We start from the raw sequence: 20,383 nt of genomic DNA on the forward strand, positions 1-20,383 counted from the left end.
CACAGGTCGTCCGGCGCCCAGGTACGGACCATGTCTTCGATCACGAATCAGAGATCATGCCGCAGATCCATGACCATCCAAATGAGACACGCCCTTAGTCGAGGTCACCGGCGCGGATGCCGAGCGGGATGTGGCAAAGGCATGCCGATGTCCTACCGGCCCGTCGATGCCGGTGGAGGAATCAGGCCGGTCGGACTCTGCCATGGCAGCGATCGGCCACGGCCCGGCTCGGGATCGCGTCGCCACGAGCCAGTGTCACGCCGGCCGTCGCCGTTGCCACCTCGGCGGATCGGCGGGGATCAGCTGCGAAGAGCCCCGAGGAATGAGCGCGCCCAGCGGCGGACCGGCCGCCGGCGGACGGTGTGGGCGGCGCGGGCGGGACGCACGTCGTCCGCGCTGAACACCGACGGGATCGAGTCGGGGATGTCGTCGCTTACCTGCAGGTGCTTTCTGGTCCATTTGATCTTGGTGCGCTGAACCCTGGCGGGTGCGCCGATCGCGATGCAGTGCGCCGGCACGGGACGCGACTTGGTCACCATGCTGCGGGCGCCGATGACGCTCCCCTTGCCGATGCGGGCGCCGGGCATCAGGAGCGACTCCTGGCCGAGCCAGACGTGGTCCATGACGGTGATGGACGCCGACGGGTTGATACGGTTGCCGGTGACGCCGTCGTAGATCGGGTGCGAGTCGTCCGACCGGATGACGCAGTTGTTGGCGATCAGCAGGTCGTTGCCGAGGGTGACGCTTGTGGCTTCCGCGGTGGTGATCTGCAGGTTGAGCCCGCAGTAGACGGAGTCTCCGAAGGTCACCGAGCAGTCGAGGCCGAGGCTCATCAGCCCGCGGAAGCTGGAGCGCCTGCCCATCCGGACGGTGCCGTTGTCCCTGCGAAAGCTGATCTTGCCGTGCAGGGTGAACGTGTCGTCGAAGGTTACGTGGCAGTTCGATCCCATGAACTCGATGACCGCATTGTTGTTCGTGATCGGCGTTCCGGTGATCGTGTTGCCGTTTGCATCGCTATAGGTAGTAATGTCCGATCCGCGCAGCGTCGTCACCATCGGTCGAACCTCCTCGCCGGTCCTGTGCGCGGGAGATCTTTCCGTGGCGCGGCGCGATCATATATGCCCCTTGACCAGGCACTTCGACCATGGGTGGCCCGGCCGCTCGGCCGCTAATCGACTTCGATGCGCGCCTTGGCGTTGTACTGATTCATCAGCGACCTCCACTCCTCGAGCACCCTCGGCTTGGTCGGCCGGTAGTCGAACTGGCCGTCGGCGTTGCACCAGAATCCGACCGCCTCCACGCCGGCCCCGTCCAGGTACGCGCACGCCTCGCGGTACCAGGCGGCCTGCCAGGTGCCGTCGGTGTCCCATCGGGTCGGGTGTGTGCCGAACTCGGTGATGTGGGTGCGCACGCCGAACTCGCGCCGCGCCGCGATCGGCAGGCCGAGCAGCGTCTCGGGCGCCTCGTACGCGTCGACGCTTGCGGGCCGGTAACAGTCCCAGCTGTCGACGTCCGCGAGGTCGGGCACCATGAACCGCCGCCAGTCCATCTCCCGGCGCTTGTACCGCGAGGCGTACAGGGTGTGCACGTTGATCAGCGTGACGTACGGCCGGGCCGGATGGGCGTCGACCGTCTCACGCAGCAGCTTCCAGTAGCCGACGTAGCCGTCGACGTCCCCGGCCCAATCGATGTCGCCCTCGTGGTACCAGGTCAGCCACACCCGGGTCCCGGCCGGAATGGAGTCGAGGAACGCGGTGATCGCGGCCGGGGCGACCCGGTCCTTGTAGCTGATGTGCCGGATCGTGCCGGCCGGCAGCCCCGAGATCGCGACGTTGCCGGTGTACGCCGGCAGGCCCTTGCCTCCGGAGTGGAACACCCGCGTGAACCACGGGGTGGGCAGCTTGGACAGCCACAGCTTGTAATCGGCGGGAGTCGGGTGGAAGCCGATCCGCAGCGCCGTGCCGGGCGTGGCGTGATCGGGCAGTAGCTGAATCTCGACGGTGCCGTCCTCGAAGAGCCTGGTCTTCCACTCCCTCGCGCCGCGAGCGGTGACGGTGGTGCGTTCGGCGCCGACGAGTTCGAACTGATCGGTCATTGGGGTTCTCCCCCGCATATATGGTTTTGTGCCTTCTATTCACAACGATAACGACGAAGCGGACAGGGTGGGACAGTGGACACTCAGCGGATCGGCGGACGGGGGTGTCCCCCGTCCGCCGATTTTGGTGTCCGACCGTGCTGACCGGCGCGGCTACCGGCCTGATCCGGACTCCGGATCACGGGCGCGGTCCGCAGGGATGGGTAGGTGGAGGTCCACCCTGTCGCCCCGCGACGGCGACGGCCGGGCCGGGGCGCTGGGCTGTGCAAACATGGCCAGGGCGTTCGGCCGGCACGAAGGGAACCCTGCTGGTGATCGGAGGCTGGGCCGCTGCGCGGCCCGGCGCGCCACCCACCAGCACGCGGGCCGGACTCGTCGGCATGCTAGAGTCGTCGCCTAGATGGTTCAGCGCACCACAAGGCCTGGACCAGCGGAAACGTAACCGCGACCCGCTGGACGCATCACCGCGCGCCAGTACGGAGAGTAGTTATGTGAGCGCCCGTAGCTCAATGGATAGAGCATCTGACTACGGATCAGAAGGTTAGGGGTTCGAGTCCCTTCGGGCGCACAGAGCCTTCAAGGCCGTGACCAGCGCAAACGCTGATCACGGCCTTGTGCTTTCCCGTATCCGGCTCTCGGAATCCCGCCTGGTGGGACCGTGGTGATCGGATGGTGATCGCGTGTCGACGGCGTGTCCATCCATCCTCGAACCGGGCTTGTCGCCTCGCCGGTCGCGGCAGATTTTCGGCCAGCGTGACGCTGGCCGTGGCGTCGGCGCTTCGGATCGCGGATGCCAGCCGGAGGCACGATGAGTGCTGCGGTCGTGGGTGCGGCGATGCCGACGCAGGTAACGCTGGAAGACTCGCCGCGATGGCGGCGGCGGACGAGAACCACCGTTACGAGCTGAGCCCTGAGGGCGTTCTCACGGTTGTGCCGCCCGCGGATCCTGAGCACGCGCTGCTGGTGTCCCGGATCTTCGCCTGGTTGCTGGCCAACGGTTTCGGTCCGGAGCAGGTGGTCACGGACTGCGGCATTGACGTCGGCGGTGGGCGAGTGCCGGACCTGACGGTGTAGGCGCAGGGTATGCCGCCGCGTGCGGCCCGCTCGAGTTACGCCGGCACGGCCGGGCTGCTGCTCGCCGTCGAGGTGGTGTCCCGAGGCTCCGAGGTGACCGACCGGATCGTCAAGAAGGTGGAGTACGCCAAGGCCGGGATCGGCCGCTACTGGATCATCGAGCGCGACGGCGTCGCCGCCGTACACCGGCACATTCTCAACGGCGAGACCTGCGAGTACGAGTCGGGCCCTGAAGAGGGACCCGTTCAGGGCAGAAGCCGAGTCCGTGACGCTCGCCCCAGACGAGGTCTCGAAGGACTCCCGCGCCGGTCCAGACGTCGGGGACGGGTTCATCACGTACCGCCTGGAGAACGCGCATCATCCACGGGCTGGAACGGATGAGGCTGATCGGTTCATCCTTCACGTTGCCCTCCTCGCTGGCGGAAATTTGCATGACTTCGGGGTGCGGTTGGCTGGACTCGGGACGCGATCCGAGTAACCGCAGCCCTCTTGCCGCCCATTTCATCACCATGCAGCGATCAAGGCTGCGGGCCTGAATTCGCGTTGTGGAGGCGTTGCGGTTGCCGACTGCGTGGCGCCGACCGCGCGGCAGTTGCGGCGGGCTCCGCTTCGCTGGCCGGGTCTGGTTCGCGGTCGTCCGGCGCGGTCGAGGCGCCGTTCCCGGCGGGCGAATCCTCACCGGCGCCGTCCGGGATGTCGACCCGCCGTGCACGGTTGCGTCCCAGATCGTCCAACTCGGACGCCGCCGCCCGGGCAGCCGGCTCGATCTGCCCCCTGTGGGAGCGCGCCGACCGCACGAAGTAGCCAGCTCGCGAAGCCGCGCCAACCCGTCAGCGGTGAAACAAAGGATCGTCTCGGAGCGCGTCGAACGCCGTGACCGCGTCGCTCTCCAGGGCGGTCAGCGCGTTCAGGTCGGGACCATCGAGGGTCTCAGGAAATTCGAACTCCACCGGTGGCTCTCCTCGGCACGGTAGGGGACAACAGTCCCGACCGGGCCGCAGCCAGCATCGGCAGTCACAGCTCCAAGCGTATCGAACCCCCTGCCGAATCGGATGCCCGGTGCGCGGCAGGTTAGGGCACCTACTGCGTCTGCCGACCAGTACATCGCCGGGAGCGCACCGTCCGCGTGCAGGTCACCCGCCGCGCGTCCCTGTTCGGCGAACCCAGAGCGATCATGGTCAGCGTGATACGGGTACGTGTCCCGGCCGAAGCCGGATTTCGTCATCCGAGGGCTGGGCCAGGGTCGAGTTCTGATCGTGTGAGGCAGGGTCACCGGGGTGCGGGGTGAGTTTGGCCCTGAGCCAGCCGGCAATCGGCCTTTCCAACAGTCGATGCAGCAGCCAGGCGGCACCGAGCATGAGCAGAAGGACGCCCACCAGGATCACGTAGCGCGGTGCCAGGTCACGGGTGGCGTGGATGATCGTCCAGCCGATGTTCTCGTGGATCAGGTAGAAGGGATATGTGAGGATTCCGGCGGTAGTGAGCCAGCGCCACCGGATCCGGTCCGTCCAGCCCAGGGCGATCACGGCAAGGGCGGCGAAGAAGAGTGCGACGACCAGCATCCCGATGTGCGGGTTGAGGTCCCGGTTCGTCATTCGTACGTTGACCGCATTCATGGCGAGGGCGAAGGAGAGGCCGGCCAGGCCCCATAGCCGGATGTCGGGGCCGAAGCGGTGGATCAGGTAGAAGGCGATGCCGGCGACGAAGTAGGGCGCGTAGACCGGCTGCAGGATCTCGGTGAGCACCGGCTGCTTGGCGTTGACGGTGAGCGTGGCGGCGATCAGCCACCCGTACCCGAAGAGGATCGTGTTTCGCAGTGTGAGGCCGCGGCCGCGCCAGAGCAGCACCACCGCGAACAAGAGGTAGAACTTCGCCTCGGCCCAGAGCGTCCAGTAGGCCTCGTCGACCCGCTCGGCGTTCAGCGGGTCGTTGAGCATGGTCAGGTTCACCAGTACGTCTTTGACGCTGGCATGCTGCTGCACGGTCGGCCAGAGCGTGACAACCGCGGTGGTGATCAACACGGCGGGCCAATAGGCGGGGAAGAGCCGGACTATCCGGGAGCGGGCGAACGCCTCCGGGGTGCGGCCCCAACTACTCATGCAGATGACGAACCCGCTGATCATGAAGAAAAGCTCGACACCCAGCCACCCGTACGCCCCGGCCCGGCTCAGGACCGGGAAGACCTCCCCGCGGGGCACGTCCCAGACCGGTCCCATCGCCGTCTTCAGGGCGGTGTAGTGGTACAGCGCTACGATCAGCGCGGCGAACAGCCGTAACCCATCGATGACCGCGATCCGTCCGGTGTGGAGTCCGCCGGGAGTCGGCGCCGTGGCTGACTCGGCTGGCTTCGGACGTTGCTGGGTCATCGTCACGGTGCCAGACAGTATCGGGCGTCCCATAGCACTGTCGTGACAGGGTGACGGCCATTACTCGGCTCCGCGCAGGATGGCGGCGGGTTGTGGCGAGGGTGGAACACGCCGGATTCTTGGGGCTGTCGCCTTCCCTGGCCGACGTCCCCAGGAGGCCAGCTACAGGCATGTGTCTATTTCCTGCGCGACCACCGGGCCCTTCGGGGGGGGGCATCCATTGGGCGCAAAGGCAAATGAGAACGACCAGCCGAACGGCCATTTCTCAACAGTCCTATGTGTACAGATAGCGGCACGTGTTCCTGCGGCCTCAGCGCCAAAGCTCGTGGTAGCACGGGCGGTTCCCGCGGCTCGACATAGCCTTGCCACGCGTGCATCCCGGTGTCCGCTCCACCAGCGCAGGTAGGGAACGCCGTACTCCGGCGCGGTGTGAGCGCCATGTCGAGTGATCGAGCGGAGTCCGGATTCGTGCAGCGCGCCGCTCTCCCGAGGATCGACCTATCTGTTCGCCGGCCCGCACACCGAGATCGACCGTCTCGCCAGCGATGACCATGGCTGGGCTAGCCGCGCCGCGAGCTTGTGGGCGCAGGCTTGTGCCCGGGGCGCTCAACAACCCGCCGCCACCTGACGCCCCGTTCGACTTCGATGACCCCTAAGATGCAGGCGATATCTATATCGGGGGATTGTTCGATGTTGCGCAAAGTCTGTTCGGCCCTGCTTCTCTCGGCCGCCACCACCATTGCTGCTACGGCCGTCGCCGGCCCCGCCGCGGCGTCGAGCTACGGATGGGTGTCCGCGGGTGCCACCACGGTCTCGTTCTCGGCCGACACCAAGGTCAAAAATAGGATCGTGATCACCCGCTCCGGGCGGACCGTGACGATCGACGATCGGGTGGCCGTCAAGCCCGGCAAGAACTGCAAGCAGGTCAAAGGCGACAAGACCCGGGTTCGCTGCAAGACCACGAAGACACCCGCCAAGGTGATCGTGAAGCTCTACGACCGGGACGACTCGGTAGTCAACAAGAGCGACCTCAAGATCGTGGCGTACGGGGGCTCGGGCAACGACACGCTCGTCGGCGGCCCGAAGGCCGATGTCTTGCACGGCGAGGACGTCTGCGACCGGGCGGCCGGCAACGACAAGATCTACGGCGGGGGCGGCAACGACCTGATCTACGCCGGTGATGGGTCCGACTACGTCTCCGCGGGTGACGGCAACGACCGGGTCCTCGGCGACAGCGACTGCATCAACGCGCCCGACCGCGCCGGCAACGACGTCATTCGCGGCGGCAACGGCGCCGATGACCTGTTCGGCGACAACGGCAACGACAAGCTGTACGGCGATAACGGCAACGACTTCCTCAACGGCTGGTACGGCGCCGACCGCATCGAGGGTGGCGCCGACCACGACCAGCTGTACGGCGACCCCGACGACCGCAAGGTCTCCGCCGACGTGCTGCTCGGTGGCGCCGGCCGGGACCTGGTCGAATACCAGGGCTACAAGAAGCCCCTAGCCGTCTCCCTGAACGGCGTTTCCGGTGACGACGGCGTGGCTGGCGAGCACGATACCGTCGGTGCCGACGTTGAACTGCTCAGCGGTGGCTCGGGCAGCGACCGCCTGGTTGGCAACGCGGCGGCCAACGAGATCAGCGGCTTCGACGGCAACGACACCATTCTCGGCGGCGGCGGCAACGACGATCTGCGCGGTGACGACGGTGACAACAAGCTCTACGGCGAGGCGGGCGACGACGTCCTCTTCGTCTACTACGGTGTCGGCCTCCTCGACGGTGGCGCGGACAACGACGTGTGCAACGGCCGATACGAGACCGTCACCCTCATCTCCTGCGAGACGTTCCAGCCCTGGTAACACTTCGCGAACAGCCACTACTCCAGGCCTGCATGATTTACGGATCAGAAGGTTAGGGTTCGAGTCCCTTCGGGCGCGCCAACGTGAGGCCCTGAGCAGCGGGAACGCTGGTCAGGGCCTCCTGTTTGTTTTGGCGGATATGAACTGTCCCCCGAAACCCCCCCCGATAACACCGGTCGGCGGATCAGGTTCGGGGTCCGTTGCCGCGGTCGCGTGGGCTGGGCCGCCGGCGGGCGCCCGGCACTCCTCCGTCGGCGGCCGAACGAGACGCATTGACCGCGCTCACCGGCCGGAACGCGGAGATCACCACCGACCCTACGATCACCCGGGAGCCAGATCCTGGCTCGGGGGAACCCCGAACTTGCGGGCGTACTCGCGGCTGAACTGGCTCGGGCTCTCGTAGCCCACATCAAAGGCGGCTGCGGTGACCGAGGCGCCGCCTGTCGTGAGGAGTCGCCGTGCCTCCAGCAGGCGAAGCTCCTTCTGGTACTGCAGCGGGGTTGTGGAGGTGATCGTCCTGAAGTGCTTGTGGAATGACGACGCGCTCATCCTGACTCGTCTTGCCAGATCCGGGACGGCGATCGGCGAACGGATGTCATCGCGGATGAAACCGATAGCGCGGGCGATGGCGCTCGCGTTGCTGTCGTGGCGGATGAGACTGCGCAGCATGCCACCGAACGGAGCCATCAGCAAACGGTAGTGGATCTCCTTCGAGGTGAGCGAGCCGAGTACCTTCGCGTCCACCGGCGATTGGGCGAGTGCCACGTATCGACCCAGTGCATCCAGCAGCCCGGGATCCGCCCGATGTGTCTGCGCCGAGCGCGCGCGTTTGCTGTCGAGCGCTGAGTCTGCGATCTTGTCGTAGAGTTCCCTGACGGTGGCGATGTCAACCTCGACGACCAGCGCGAGGTACGAAGCCTTTGTGATTCTGGATCGCACGGGCATGCCGTGACTCACCAGGAGGCACTCGCCCGGGCTGAGCGAGAACGTCTGCTCGCCGATCGCGACCTGCTTGCCGCCTTCGAGGACCAGGCACAGGACGGGCTCGTACAACGAGGCTTCGAACGTACTCGGGACGTGGTGTCGGACGATCTGCAGACCGTCGATCGGCTGGGCGGTTTGTTGCTGGCCGTTTGGGGCTGCCGGTAGGTGACGGGAAGCCTGTTCGATGAGTCGTTCCAGGTGCATGCGTCGGCCTCCCGCGACTGTCTGGACCGGCGCGCCGCACTAGCCGGGGACCCGGCGCATTCTCCTGGCATGTGTAGGAATAGGCAAGCGGTCTGGAGGAGTTGGCAGGCGCCACGGCCCCAGCGGTCGGTAGGTTTTCGTCACCTGTCGAGCTCCAAGGAGAAATGCATGAAGACCCGAGCGCTGACCGCGGATGTCGAGATCCCGTACCTCGGCTTCGGCACGTACCTCATCGCGGACGACGAGGCCGCCGCAGCGGTGGGTGAGGCCATCCGCGCCGGCTACCGGCACATCGACACCGCGGAGGGCTATCAGAACGAGTCGGGCGTCGGGGCGGGCATCAGGCAGGCACTCACGTCCGAAGGGCTGCAGAGAAGCGACCTGTTCGTCACCACGAAGCTCTGGCCCGGAAACCCGGCGTGGGGGCAGCCGGCGAAGACCATCGAGTCCACGGTGGCGTCGCTCGACGCGAGCCTCGAACGGCTGGAACTGGACTACGTGGACCTCTACCTGATTCACGCCCCGTTCGAACGCGACCAGCGACTCGCCCAGTGGCGAGGGCTCGTCGAGCTGCAGCAGAAAGGCAAGGCGCGCGCGATCGGTGTCAGCAACTTCAGCGCCAAACACATCGAGGAGCTGAAGACGGCGGGCCTGCCCACGCCGGACGCCAACCAGATCGAGCTCCATCCGTGGTCGCAGAAGCCCGACCTGGTTCGGTACCTCAACGACAACGAGGTCACACCCATCGCCTACAGCAGCCTGGTGCCGCTGTCCACCTGGCGAACCGCCGAGGGGCAGGACAGCGCGAAGACGGACCAGATGAAGGCGGACGGCGAGCAGGCGGACGCCCTGTTCAAAGTCATGGCAGAGAAGTGCGGCGTCAGTGAGGCGCAGATCCTGCTGCGCTGGGCCGTCCAGCAGGGGTACCCGGTGCTTCCGAAGAGCACCAACCCCGAACGCATCCGGAAGAACGCCGACATCTTCGGCTTCAGCCTCGACCACGAGGACATGGCGGCAATCGAGAAGATGGACCGCGGCGACGGGGTTGCCTGGCCCATGGGGGATCCCACCAAGGCTCCCTGAGCCCTGGCCGCTGCGTGCTGCCCGGTTCGTGGTGCCCCTGGCCAGGGCACCAACCTGCGGCCCGCCGCCGGGCGCCGGGAGGCCCCCGTTTACCCCCCCCCCCGAAAACCACTGCCAAGCGTTGAGTACCACCGCAAGCTTTGATCGCGCCATGGCGCTGTTTGTGCAGCTCAGCGCGGGGTTATGACGACCAATGACAAGCCGGGGATCGTTACGGTCGGTAACTTGAGTTGATCGCCGTCAACCTCGGCTTGGGTCGGCGAAGTGCCTCGACGGCGCTGCGTTCGACCCTGCGGTGCTTGCCGACCATGACGAACGGCAGGTCCCCTCGCTCGCAGAGGTTCACCCCCTGCTGGCGGGAGACGCCCAAGAGCTTGGCAACCTCGCCGGTGGGCAAGAGTTCGCCACTGGTCGTCACCATGGTTCGAAGTACCGCAAACGCCAAAAACACAAACGCATGCTTTGTGTCAACGCGGCAAGGTCTGTCCATCTCCACGGTGTGGCCGTCGAGGCGGTTGAGTAGTGGCTCTATCGGAAAGCGCAGTAGGCGGGCTACGGGCCGGCCGGGCGGATCCACGGGTCGAGGATCAGGTGGTCGAGGCCGATCGCGGCAAGCTTGTCGTACAGCGGCTGCGTCAGCTGGACCATCATCACCCGTATCTTGCCGTCCTTCGAACTGGCCATGTAGATGCCCGACCGCCCTGTCCCGTCCATCAGCGCCGCGACCGCTTCGCCGGTGGTGGCCTGCAGCCTGTTCTCAGCGGCGATGCTGTGCCCGCCGGGTGCGGCGACCACGCAGAGGTTGTCGGTGTAGATCGCGGTCAGCGCCGCCCGGGCCTGGTCCACGTCGCCGCTCACGACCTCGACCACCAGGATGCGGGCGTTCCCGACGTGCGTCGCGAACGGCTCCGCGAACTGGTCGGCATGCGCCTGCAGATATTCGTGGACCTGGTCGTCGACCCAGTCCTCGCCGTCGCGCCAGCCACCGGCCGGCGCCGGACACGGCGGGGTGTCCGGCAGATCGGATTCCTCGAGTGTGCCGGCCGACGTGGGCGCGTACGGCATCCGCCGGATGTTGGACAGCCAACCCTGATGCCACCGGCCGCGCAGCGTCGCGCCGCCCGTCGGCCAGACGCCCGGAGCCCAGATGCCATACGGGCAGGGATCGCTGAAGACCGGGGTCGGCGCGCACAGCTCCCCACCCACGACCGAACCGCTCGCCTCCACGAGATCGCCGTCCCGGACGATCAGCTCGGCCCGCCCCGCTGGAACGGTCACCGTTGCCGGTGCGGGTTCTGGCGGTGGTGGTTGGTGAGTGGCGAAATCCTGCGCTCCCAAGGCCAGGATCGCGGCCGTTACGGCACAGACCGGCACCAGCCAGCCCCGCCGCTGCGGGGTCGCCGACCGGCTTTCGTCCGAGTCGAGCGGCGGTGGCTGGGTCGCCTGCCCGAGCTCGCCGGCCGCGGCGCCCGGGTCGTCGCTCAGGCCAGGGTCGCGATCACCAGGCACGATCGTTCTTCTGCCAGCTCCGAGTCCGCGCACCGGTCAGACGCTAGGCGCTGATCAACTCCCATGGCGTCCCCCGAGCCAGCCGACCGCACGGCCGAACGGAGGAGGACCGTCCGCCAGGCTCCGCAGTGAGGCCGGCGGGCGCACTCACGTGCGAAGGGCTCTCTCGTGCTTACGCCTCCGCTCACCGAGCGCCGTCGGAGCACCGGCATCTTGGGAGCACTGCGGGCCCCGCAGCGTCAGAGGCCGTAGGCGAGTCGCGGCTACTGCATCTCATGCGGGCGCTCCGGGCTCCGGGATGGCGCGCGCCACCGTCACCCTCGCCAGGGCAAGCCGAGCAGACGCGCCGGGTGTCAAGGCCGCCTTGACGCGGCGGGCACCGGCGGGTGCCCGCTCCTGAGTTGGGGGGTCGAGGGCGACGGGATGGCTGGCTCGGGTCCCGGTCATGGCCCGCCGGGGTCCAGTGACGTCGGCGTAGATCGGGCCGCGGCCCGAAGGTCGCCGGCGTGGGTTGTGCGGTGGCGGGTCCTCGATGACGGAGGCCGCAGCTGCGGCGTTCCGGGCGCTGGACGATCCGGACGAATCCGTCCGTGCGGTATCGCACGCGATCTGCCCAGCTCAGGTTTGCGCATTGTCCATTCTGGACTGGACGTTGCGACACTATGCTGCGGGCACCTTGAAACTCCAGCGGGAAGGATCCATATGCCACCGGCTCCATGGCGGCTGCGTGCCGCTGTGACCCTGACCGCGGCCGTCGCTGTCTCCGCGTCGCTCTCCTTGACCGCTTTGCCGGTGCAGGCTGTCGGCAAGGCCGGTCTGCTGGCCGTCGTCGACGGCACGGTCGTCGAGTACAAAACCGCCAAGGGGAAGCAGAGCAAGATCACGCTGACCCGCAAGGGCAACACGATCACGGTCGACGACCGGGTCGCCATCAAGGTCGGGGCCGGCTGCAAGCGGGTCAAGGGCGACAAGACCAAGGCGCGCTGCACGCCGGCCGCGGCGCCGACCCGGCTGCGCGTCTACGCCTACGACCGTAACGACACGATCGTCAACAGCACCGACCTGCCGATCACCGCCGATGGCGGCACCGGCCACGACAAGCTCACCGGCGGCCCGAGCCACGACCGGCTCTACGGCCGCTCCGGCAATGACGTCATCAAGGGCCGCGGCGGCAACGACGCCCTCTACGGCGAGGCGGGCAACGACAAGCTTTACGGCGGCGCCGGTGACGACGGGCTCGACGACGGCACCGGCACGGACGTGGCCTGGGGCGCAGCGGGCAGTGACAGCTTCACCAACGGCCCCGGCAACGACAAGTTCTACGGCGAGTCCGGCGACGACTACTACAACTCGCGACAGCACGCGGGCAAGGACGCCGACCTCTACCTGGGCGGCCCGGGCGTCGACTCGGCCGGATACACCCACTACAAGAGCGCGGTGAGCCTCGACCTCGACGGCAGGAAGGGTGACGACGGCCGCAAGGGCGAGGGCGACACCATCGGCGCCGACGTGGAGAACCTGCTCGGCGGTCGCGGCAACGACCGGCTCGTCGGCAACGGCAAGGCGAACGACCTCGACGGCCGCGAGGGCAACGACGCCATCCACGGCAACGGCGGCAACGACACTCTGCTGGGCCACAGGGGCGTCGACAAGATGTACGGCGGCGCCGGCGACGACTGGCTCGACGGCAACGACCTGCCCGGTGTTTACGACCAGTTCGACGAGGTGACCGACCTGCTCGACGGCGGCACGAACACCGCCGTCGGCGACACCTGCGTCGTGCTCGTCCTCGCCCGCACCACCGGTTGCGAGAAGCACTGACGGTCGACTGCGAGTCCACCGGCCGACGAGCGGGAACGCGGCCCCACCGGTATGCCGGTGGGGCCGCTGTGACCGGGTCGGGAATCAACCGCTACTGGTTGGCGCAGATGGCGACGGCATCCACCCGCCAGTTCCCCCCGAACGGGTCCTCCTCCACGGCACGTACCTCCACGCTCCCGCCGAGGCCGGCAGGGCGGACGCTGTCGATCGTCAGCTCGCCGCCGACGCCGCTGGTCGCGATCGTCAGGTAGCCGGTGCCGGTCAGGATCTTGCCGGTCGGGCACTTCGCGGTCGCGCTCTTGGTCTGAGTCGAGTCGAAGGCGCTGCTCTGCTGCGCGACCTGTACCAGGCCCGGCAGCGGGTTGGCGCAGACGGCGAACGCCTGCACGCTCCAGGAGGCGGCGACGGGGTCCGACTCCGTGGCGTGGACCGAGACGGCGGTCGGTGCCGCGGACGGGCCGTTGTTGGGCTGGACGCGTTCGATCACGATCTCGCCGGCGGAGCCGTTGATGCTGTACCCGGTGCCGGTCAGTTGCTTGCCCGCCGGGCATTGCGCGGTCGCCGATTTGGAGTGATTCGAGTTGAAGGCGCTGTTGGCCAGGACCCGCTGCAGTCCCGGCAATGGGTCGGAGCAGATGGCGCTCGCGGAGACGTTCCAGCTCCGGTCGGCGGTGACGTCCGACTCTGCGGCGCCCACCCGGGCGGATGTCGGCGCCGCGTCCGGGCTACCGACAGGGATGACCTCATCCACCGCGATCTCATTGCCGAGGCCGGAAGAGGTGGTGTATCCCGTGCCGATCAGTCTCTTGCCGGTCGGGCAGGCCGCGTCGGGTGCGGTCTTGAAGTCGGTCGCGTCGAAGCCGCTCGTCGTGACGACCACCCGATGGCCGGGGACCGCGGCCGAGGCTGGCGCGGCCGCACCGGCCAGCACCGCCGCCACCGCCCCGCCGACGATGAGCAGCCGTCGCACCGTCGATTGTGGATACTCATTGGGCTTGGCCGCGTTTTCGAACCCCATCATTTTCTGCCTTTCGTTCCGGCCGATGGTGCTGGCTTGCCCATCCGCGTACGCGGGGGCGGAAACCGCGCGGCGAGATATAGCCCGGGCAGGCGCTATCGACGGCAAGGACAGCAGGGTCGCCAGTAGGGCGCTGAAAGCGTTGAGCTCGCCGGCAACGCTAGTGCTGAGAGACCCGTGGCAGGGATAGGGCAAACGGCATATTCAGCTCAGGTACCCGCCGGCGGAACCGGCGGGTCGGTCACCGCCACGGACCGGTCGCCCGCCAGGGTGGCCTGCTGCGCCTGCCGGAGCAGATCCACGATGTCGGCCAGCAACCTCGGCGACCCGGTCAACGCCTTGCCGACCTTCACCCGCAAGGCCGCGTGCGTGTCGGGGTTCTCCGGGTCGGCCAACACGTCATCGACCGCCTCCACCACCACGAAGCCGGCACCGGCGGAGTCCTCGGCGCGAAGCCTGAGCGCCAGGCGCGACCCCCACCCGGCGACATCGTCGACCGCGGCGTCCTCCGCCTTCGACCAGAGCCGCCCGCCGAACGACCGCACCGCCGCCACGATGTAAGGCACGACCGCCTTCGTCACCGCAGGTACCGACTGCGGATCAAAACCCAACCCGAACGGATCCACGACCCGACCCCTCACCAACGACGACCATCGCCAGAAACAGTCATTGTCGCAGCTCAGCGCGGGTGCCCGCAGGTCGATCGACGTTTGTTTACGCCGCACCCGCGGGGCAGCGCGTGCACCTCCTGGAACCCGGCCCGCGCCGGCGCCGCCGAGACGGTCCACAAGGGTCATCACGCGACGACGTCGATGTCCGGGCTGAATCCGAACGTCGAGCAGGCGACGCCGCGCCGGCCTCGCTGAATCCCGGCCGCCGGGTACGCGATCGTGTCGGCCGGCAGGTCGTGCGGTTCGGCCCAGACGAGTTCGGAGCACTTGTGGGGTTCGGCGTTGTAGGGCTCGCCGGTCCAGGCCGCCGCCGCGAAGAAGAACCCGATCCGGTCGGGGCCGCCTTCGCCCGCGCGGTGCATCACGTGCAGGAATCGCAGGTCGCCGGGGGCGACGTCGATGCCGGTCTCCTCGCGGGCCTCCCGGATCACGCCCTCGGTGATCGACTCGCCCTCCTCGAGGTGCCCGGACGGCAGGTGCAGCCGGCCGTCGCCGTAGCCGGTGTTGGCCCGCCGCAGCAGGAGGATCCGGCCGCTATCGGCGCGCTGGACGACGAGGTGCAGGTCGACGATGCTGAGGTGCCGGTCGGTCATGAGGACTCCAGCGGGGCGGGGCGCGTCAACGCGGCGGTGAGCTTGGCGGCGAGCCGGTAGGCCTGGTGCGGTGTCGGGGCTCTGCGGCGCCCAGGTGGCGGCGGCGTCGAGGCGGACCCACCGCACGGCGTGGATCTCGGCCGGATCGGGTTTCAGGGTCGCGGTGCTGTCGCCGATGAGGACGAACCAGAGGGTGACGTCGGTGTGGGAGTCCCTCAGGCCGTTGGTCTGGCTCTCGATGAGCAGCAGCAGCGGCCGCCGGCCGATCGTGGTCCGCAACGCGTCTTTCAGGGCAGGGCCGGCGGCACTCACCGATGTCCTCCTCGGGTCGTTCGGCACGCCCGACCGTATCGGCGGGGTATGACGGTGCCCGCGTTTGCGGACGTGTGGCGTGTGTCATGGGTTGCGCCGTACCCGGGGGTTCTATGCTCCGAACACGTCCACAAGGGAGGCAGCAGCATGAGCGAGCCCACCGTCGACCAGCTTGCCGATGTCGTCGAGCGGACCGGCCGCCTGATCTCCGGCATCGCGCCGGACCAATGGACCGAACCCACACCCTGCGCGGAGTGGGACGTCCGCGCCCTGGTCGATCATGTCGTCGCCGGCAACGCGCTGTTCACCGCGTCCCTGTCCGGGCAGGGCGGGAAGCCCGACGGCTACGTGGACAGCGCCGAGCGGATGCTCGCCGCGTTCCGCGCGCCGGGCGCGCTGGACAAGGTCGTCGAGGTGCCGTTCGGCCGGGTTCCCGGCATGGTCGCGCTGCACCTGCGGATCGCCGACGTGGTGGTGCACGGCTGGGACATCGCCCGCGCCACCGGCCAGCGTGCCGACTACCCCGACGACGTGGTGGAGCAGGCCCTGGCGTTCAGCCTGGCCGCGCTGCCGGCGGTGCGGTCGGACCGCAGCCCGTTCGCGCCGCCGCAGCCGGTCGACGACGACGCGCCCGTCCTGGAACGCCTGGCGGCCTGCCTGGGCCGCAAGGTCAGCTGACCGGGGTCATTCACCCCCGAACCACTTTTCCTGCACGGCCGCGAAGCCGTCGATGGGCGGCCCGTCTGCGATCGGCTGGGAGAACTCCCAGACGTACCCGAACGGGTCGACGCACTCGAACACCCGGTCTCCCCACGCCTCGTCCATCGGTTCGCTGGTGATCGTGCACCCGGAGCTTCGGCAGTACGCATAGCTGGCCGGAAGGTCGTCCACGCCAAGGCCGATGGCCACCCCGAGGCCCCGTGGCCCCGTCCGGGTCTGGCGTTCGCGTTCGCTGTCGGGAAACGGCATGCCTACCAGGGCGTCGACGATCAGGTGCACGCCTCCTCGGTCGAGGATCGTCATCACCGGACGACCCTCGGCATCCGGGACGGTGCCCACCTCGGCGAATCCGAACCCGCGGTAGAACGTCGCGGCCGCCTCGACGTCGGCGACCCGCAGACCCACCCGGAATGCTGCTGCGACCATGTCGCGCCCCCTGTCCATTCATTTGGGTATGCTGTACGCAAACTGATTTGGGTACGCTATACGCAAACAAGGGAGATGTCTATGGTCGATGACCGCAGGAACCCGGTGCGGACCCTCGAGCTGCTGTGGAACCTCCGCGCACACTCCGGCCGGGGCCGCCGGGCGGGGATCGGCATCGACCAGGTCACGGCCGCCGCGATCGAGGTCGCCGACGCCGACGGCATGGATGGGCTGTCCATGCGGAGCGTCGCGGACCGGCTCGGCGTCGGCACGATGTCGCTGTACCGGCACGTGTCCAGCAAGGAGGAGCTGCTCGACCTGATGGTCGACAGCGTCAGCGCCGAGGTCCGCTACGACGACGCCGGCCACGGCGACTGGCGTTCACGCCTGGAGCGGGTGGCCCGATCCAACCGGTCGATGTTCGAGCGCCATCCCTGGCTGCTGAGGGCCTTTCCCCGGCGCCCGCCCCAGGGCCCGGGCGTGATCGGGAAGTACGACGCCGAACTGCGCACCCTCGAGGGGATCGGCCTGACCGACGTCGAGATGGACTCGGCGCTCACGCTCGTACTCGGGTACGTGCGCGACGCGACCGCGAACCTGCTGGAGTGGACGACCATGTCCGAGCGGACCGGGCAGAGCGACGACGAGTGGTGGGCCGAGCTCGCGCCGCTGCTGGACCGGGTCCTCGACAGGGAGCGCTACTCCCTCGCCGTACGCGTGGGAACCTCGGCCGCCCGGTACTACGAGGGCCTCCACGACCCGGAGCACGCGTTCGAGTTCGGTCTGCAACGCGTGCTCGACGGCATCGAGTCGTTCGTGACCGCCGCCCGCCTGAACACGGTTTCAAAACCGGACCAAGAGGGCACATAATCCCTGGTCGCAGGCGTTCCCATCCCTCCGGAGTCCGAGCCAACGACGAGACAGGGGGAGAGGCAGATGGCCACGTGGACGACGGCCGCCCGGATCGCGGCGGCGGGCGTGGAACTCGACGGGGATCTGAGCCTGCCCGACAACGCCGGCGGGCTGGTGCTGTTCGCGCACGGCAGCGGCAGTTCGCGGCAGAGTCCGCGCAACCGCGCCGTCGCCGAGGCGCTGAACCGGCGGGGACTGGCGACGCTGCTGGTTGACCTGCTCACCTCCGACGAGGGCGAGGCCGACGCGCGTACCCGGCGGCTGCGGTTCGATATCGGGCTGCTCGCCGACCGCCTGGTCGGGATCATCGACTGGCTGCGCGGGCGGCCCGGGACCGAGACGCTGCCGATCGGTCTGTTCGGGGCGAGCACCGGTGCGGCCGCGGCGCTGGTCGCCGCCGCCGCGCGGCCCGGCGCGGTCCGGGCCGTGGTGTCCCGCGGCGGCCGTCCCGATCTGGCCGGTCCGGCCCTGGCCGAGGTCACGGCGCCGACGCTGTTGATCGTCGGGGAGCGCGACGCGGAGGTCCGCGAGCTGAACGAGCAGGCCCGGAACTTCCTGCGGGCACCGACGGAGCTGCGGATCATCCCCACCGCGACGCACCTGTTCGAGGAGCCGGGCACGCTGGAGCAGGTCGCCGAGCAGGCGGGGCGGTGGTTCGGCGACATCCTGCTCCGTCCCCGGCGGGCGTCGGCGACGGGAGCGCAGCGATGATCTTCGCGAATCGCGACGCGGCGGGCAGGGCGCTCGCCGAGCAGGTTGCGCGTCAGGTGCCGGCCGACGCCGGGCCTTTCGTGGTGCTGGCGCTGCCGCGTGGCGGCCTGCCGGTCGCCGTCCCGGTCGCCCGGCGGCTCGGTGCCGATCTGGACATCGTGATCGCCCGCAAGATCGGCGCCCCCGGCCGGTCGGAGTACGGGGTGGGCGCGATCGCCGAGGACGGCCCGCCGATCTTCGACCAGGACGCCCTGCGGTACCTCGGCCTGTCCGAGGAGGACTTGGCCGGCACCGTCGCCGCCGAGCGCGCCGAACTGGCCCGGCGCACCGTCCGCTACCGGGCCGGCCGCCCGGCACCGGACGTGACGGGTCGCAGCGTCGTCCTGGTCGACGACGGCCTGGCCACCGGCGTCACCGCGCGCGCCGCGCTGCGATGGCTGCGCGCTCAGCGCCCATACCGACTGGTTCTGGCCGTGCCGGTCTGCTCCCCGGAAGCCCGCGACCTGCTCGCCGACGACGCCGACCTGGTGGTCTACCTGCACGCGCCCGAACGGTTCTGCGCCGTGGGGCAGTGGTACGCCGACTTCGGTCAGCTCGACGACTCCGACGTCGAGCGGGCGCTCGGCCAGGCGACGCGGGTTCCCGCCCGCTCGGGCGAGCAGCCGCCCGGCGAGCGGAGGCAGGCCGAAACGACCGAGGCGGCACGCCACGTTCGGCGGCCGCTGAGAGGACGTCACCGGTAGGAGGCGATGGGTCGTCCTTCTGTCATTCCCTTTGCGGATTTGTCGCCCGACGCCCGGGTGTAGCGGCTTACCTTACATCTACAAATGCCGCAAAAGCCCCGTGGAGGAACCATGCACGCCCGACTCTCTGCCGCCGCGCTGCTGGCCGCCGCGATGCTGTCCGCCCCCGCCGCTGCCGCCGCGGCCCCCGCGACGGCGCAGTGGGCGCAGCCCGGCTACGGCGCCGGGAACACGTACTACAACCCGGGCGAGTCGGTGATCAACGCCGGCAGCATCAACTCCGTCAAGCTCCGCTGGACGTCGGCGTTGGCGTCCTCGCAGGAGTGGTCGTGCTCGGGCCCGTCGGAACCGCTGGTCTCCGGCGACCGGGTCTTCGTGACCGACGGCACGGGCATAGCCGCGTACCAGGCCAGGACGGGCAGGTTGTCCTGGCGGCACACCTGGGCCAACCCGGAGGACGAGAGCACGCCGCACCTGGCCGTCGCCGGCGGGCTGGTACTCGCGGCAAACCACGGCTGCCAGTCCCAGAGCGACCCGAACGGCGCGATCATGGCGCTGAACGCGGTCTCGGGCCGGCAGGCGTGGCGCACGAGCACGTCCATTCCGCTGGAATCGCTTGTCGTCGACGAGGGGACGGCGGTGGTGTCCGGCGCGTCGATGTCCGACACCCCGCAGGTGATCGGCTTCCGGGTGAGCGACGGCCGGGAACGGTGGAGCCTGGACGACTACCGGTCGTCGGGAGTCTCGGCGGGCGGACGCCTGCTGATCGGCAGCACCTCGCGCGTGGAAACCCGGGCGGTGTCGACGGCGACGGGCGGGACACTGTGGAGCAAGTCGGTCGCCTGGAACGCGGAGGCGGCGACACCGGCCGGAGACCGGTTCTACGCCTCCGGCGCCGGGGGCGCGATGATCTGCATCAACCCGGTCAACGGGTCGGTGATCTGGACGGCGGCGGGGCGGGCCAGCAACCTGATCGCGGCCGACGGCCGTCGGGTCTACCGGGTGATCACCAACGGGATCGAGGCGCTGCACGCCGGAACCGGCCGGCGCGCATGGACGGCACAATTCGAGGGCGACACCGGCCAGCCGGTTCGGGCCGGCGGACTGCTGTACACGGCCGTCGACGCGGGCGAGCCGCTGGGGATCGTGAACGCGGCGAACGGGAAGGTGGCCTCGCCGGGCCGGCAGTTCGGCGGCATGGACGGCGGAAATGTCGTCGTCGCGGCCGGCTGGATCTACCTGACCAGGGGAGAGTCCGTTTTCGGATACGCACTCTGA

20 protein-coding genes and 1 tRNA gene are annotated in these 20,383 nt (G+C 68.8%); 11 read left to right on the forward strand and 10 right to left on the reverse strand.

Annotated elements, in window-relative coordinates; translation table 11 throughout:
• Positions 1–299: 299 nt before the first annotated feature.
• Together AB0B58_RS34155 and AB0B58_RS34160 are read right to left on the reverse strand one after the other, a co-directional pair.
• On the reverse strand, positions 300–1,055 hold the full coding sequence (locus AB0B58_RS34155) for an acyltransferase (RefSeq protein ID WP_360232441.1): 756 nt from the start codon (positions 1,053–1,055) through the stop codon (positions 300–302).
• A gap of 113 nt (positions 1,056–1,168) precedes the next feature.
• Positions 1,169–2,095, reverse strand: a complete 927-nt coding sequence (locus tag AB0B58_RS34160; RefSeq protein ID WP_360232444.1) for a hypothetical protein — start codon at positions 2,093–2,095, stop codon at positions 1,169–1,171.
• A 495-nt stretch (positions 2,096–2,590) separates the two neighbouring features.
• Here AB0B58_RS34160 and AB0B58_RS34165 point away from each other — a divergent pair.
• From AB0B58_RS34165 to AB0B58_RS34175, 3 genes are all read left to right on the forward strand, one after another.
• Positions 2,591–2,663: transfer RNA gene (locus AB0B58_RS34165), tRNA-Arg, on the forward strand.
• A gap of 302 nt (positions 2,664–2,965) precedes the next feature.
• Positions 2,966–3,169, forward strand: a complete 204-nt coding sequence (locus tag AB0B58_RS34170; protein WP_360232447.1) for a Uma2 family endonuclease — start codon at positions 2,966–2,968, stop codon at positions 3,167–3,169.
• Between the two features lie 9 nt (positions 3,170–3,178).
• Complete coding sequence (locus AB0B58_RS34175; protein WP_360232450.1) at positions 3,179–3,550, forward strand: Uma2 family endonuclease; 372 nt, start codon at positions 3,179–3,181, stop codon at positions 3,548–3,550.
• A gap of 797 nt (positions 3,551–4,347) precedes the next feature.
• Here the strand turns inward: AB0B58_RS34175 and AB0B58_RS34180 are convergent.
• Entirely contained in the window at positions 4,348–5,535 is a 1,188-nt protein-coding gene (locus AB0B58_RS34180) for an acyltransferase (RefSeq protein WP_360232762.1), read from the reverse strand.
• 690 nt (positions 5,536–6,225) lie between these two features.
• On the opposite strand from AB0B58_RS34180, the gene AB0B58_RS34185 reads away from it, so the two are divergent.
• The gene (locus AB0B58_RS34185) at positions 6,226–7,398 is read left to right on the forward strand and encodes a calcium-binding protein (RefSeq protein WP_360232453.1); all 1,173 of its coding nucleotides are present in this window, start codon (positions 6,226–6,228) and stop codon (positions 7,396–7,398) included.
• Between the two features lie 321 nt (positions 7,399–7,719).
• Here the strand turns inward: AB0B58_RS34185 and AB0B58_RS34190 are convergent, their stop codons facing one another.
• Entirely contained in the window at positions 7,720–8,586 is an 867-nt protein-coding gene (locus AB0B58_RS34190) for an AraC family transcriptional regulator (protein ID WP_360232456.1), read from the reverse strand.
• A 168-nt stretch (positions 8,587–8,754) separates the two neighbouring features.
• Between AB0B58_RS34190 and AB0B58_RS34195 the strand changes: the two genes are divergently transcribed.
• Positions 8,755–9,669, forward strand: a complete 915-nt coding sequence (locus AB0B58_RS34195; RefSeq protein WP_360232459.1) for an aldo/keto reductase — start codon at positions 8,755–8,757, stop codon at positions 9,667–9,669.
• 211 nt (positions 9,670–9,880) lie between these two features.
• On the opposite strand, the gene AB0B58_RS34200 is transcribed toward AB0B58_RS34195, so the two are convergent.
• Positions 9,881–10,159, reverse strand: a complete 279-nt coding sequence (locus AB0B58_RS34200) for a helix-turn-helix domain-containing protein (protein WP_360232765.1) — start codon at positions 10,157–10,159, stop codon at positions 9,881–9,883.
• Positions 10,160–10,221: 62 nt separating this feature from the next.
• Positions 10,222–11,178, reverse strand: coding sequence for a hypothetical protein (locus AB0B58_RS34205; RefSeq protein ID WP_360232462.1), 957 nt, complete (start codon positions 11,176–11,178; stop codon positions 10,222–10,224).
• Positions 11,179–11,880: 702 nt separating this feature from the next.
• Here AB0B58_RS34205 and AB0B58_RS34210 point away from each other — a divergent pair.
• On the forward strand, positions 11,881–12,999 hold the full coding sequence (locus AB0B58_RS34210) for a calcium-binding protein (protein ID WP_360232465.1): 1,119 nt from the start codon (positions 11,881–11,883) through the stop codon (positions 12,997–12,999).
• A gap of 91 nt (positions 13,000–13,090) precedes the next feature.
• Here the strand turns inward: AB0B58_RS34210 and AB0B58_RS34215 are convergent, their stop codons facing one another.
• The 3 genes from AB0B58_RS34215 to AB0B58_RS34225 all read right to left on the reverse strand — a co-directional run bounded on the left by AB0B58_RS34215 (position 13,091) and on the right by AB0B58_RS34225 (position 15,593).
• Positions 13,091–14,212: a hypothetical protein gene (locus tag AB0B58_RS34215; RefSeq protein WP_360232468.1), complete on the reverse strand. Its 1,122-nt coding sequence runs from the start codon at positions 14,210–14,212 to the stop codon at positions 13,091–13,093.
• A gap of 14 nt (positions 14,213–14,226) precedes the next feature.
• Entirely contained in the window at positions 14,227–14,583 is a 357-nt protein-coding gene (locus AB0B58_RS34220; RefSeq protein WP_360232471.1) for a hypothetical protein, read from the reverse strand.
• A gap of 230 nt (positions 14,584–14,813) precedes the next feature.
• Positions 14,814–15,593: an NUDIX domain-containing protein gene (locus AB0B58_RS34225; RefSeq protein WP_360232474.1), complete on the reverse strand. Its 780-nt coding sequence runs from the start codon at positions 15,591–15,593 to the stop codon at positions 14,814–14,816.
• A 147-nt stretch (positions 15,594–15,740) separates the two neighbouring features.
• On the opposite strand from AB0B58_RS34225, the gene AB0B58_RS34230 reads away from it, so the two are divergent.
• A complete protein-coding gene (locus tag AB0B58_RS34230) occupies positions 15,741–16,271 on the forward strand; it encodes a TIGR03086 family metal-binding protein (protein ID WP_360232477.1) in 531 nt (176 codons plus the stop codon).
• A 6-nt stretch (positions 16,272–16,277) separates the two neighbouring features.
• Here AB0B58_RS34230 and AB0B58_RS34235 read toward each other — a convergent pair whose 3' ends face one another.
• A complete protein-coding gene (locus AB0B58_RS34235) occupies positions 16,278–16,739 on the reverse strand; it encodes a VOC family protein (RefSeq protein WP_360232480.1) in 462 nt (153 codons plus the stop codon).
• Positions 16,740–16,820: 81 nt separating this feature from the next.
• Here AB0B58_RS34235 and AB0B58_RS34240 point away from each other — a divergent pair, with 81 nt between their 5' ends.
• From AB0B58_RS34240 to AB0B58_RS34255, 4 genes are all read left to right on the forward strand, one after another.
• Entirely contained in the window at positions 16,821–17,609 is a 789-nt protein-coding gene (locus AB0B58_RS34240) for a TetR/AcrR family transcriptional regulator (protein WP_360232483.1), read from the forward strand.
• A 66-nt stretch (positions 17,610–17,675) separates the two neighbouring features.
• The gene (locus AB0B58_RS34245; RefSeq protein ID WP_360232486.1) at positions 17,676–18,362 is read left to right on the forward strand and encodes an alpha/beta family hydrolase; all 687 of its coding nucleotides are present in this window, start codon (positions 17,676–17,678) and stop codon (positions 18,360–18,362) included.
• Positions 18,359–19,105 (forward strand): phosphoribosyltransferase family protein, encoded by a 747-nt coding sequence (locus AB0B58_RS34250; protein ID WP_360232489.1) that lies wholly within the window; start codon positions 18,359–18,361, stop codon positions 19,103–19,105. The genes AB0B58_RS34245 and AB0B58_RS34250 overlap by 4 nt, the downstream gene beginning before the upstream one ends.
• 111 nt (positions 19,106–19,216) lie before the next feature.
• Positions 19,217–20,383 carry a PQQ-binding-like beta-propeller repeat protein gene (locus tag AB0B58_RS34255; protein WP_360232492.1) on the forward strand — a complete coding sequence of 389 codons (1,167 nt, stop codon included), beginning with the start codon at positions 19,217–19,219 and terminating at the stop codon, positions 20,381–20,383.

This window comes from Actinoplanes sp. NPDC049118 (assembly GCF_040648555.1).
GTDB lineage: Bacteria > Actinomycetota > Actinomycetes > Mycobacteriales > Micromonosporaceae > Actinoplanes.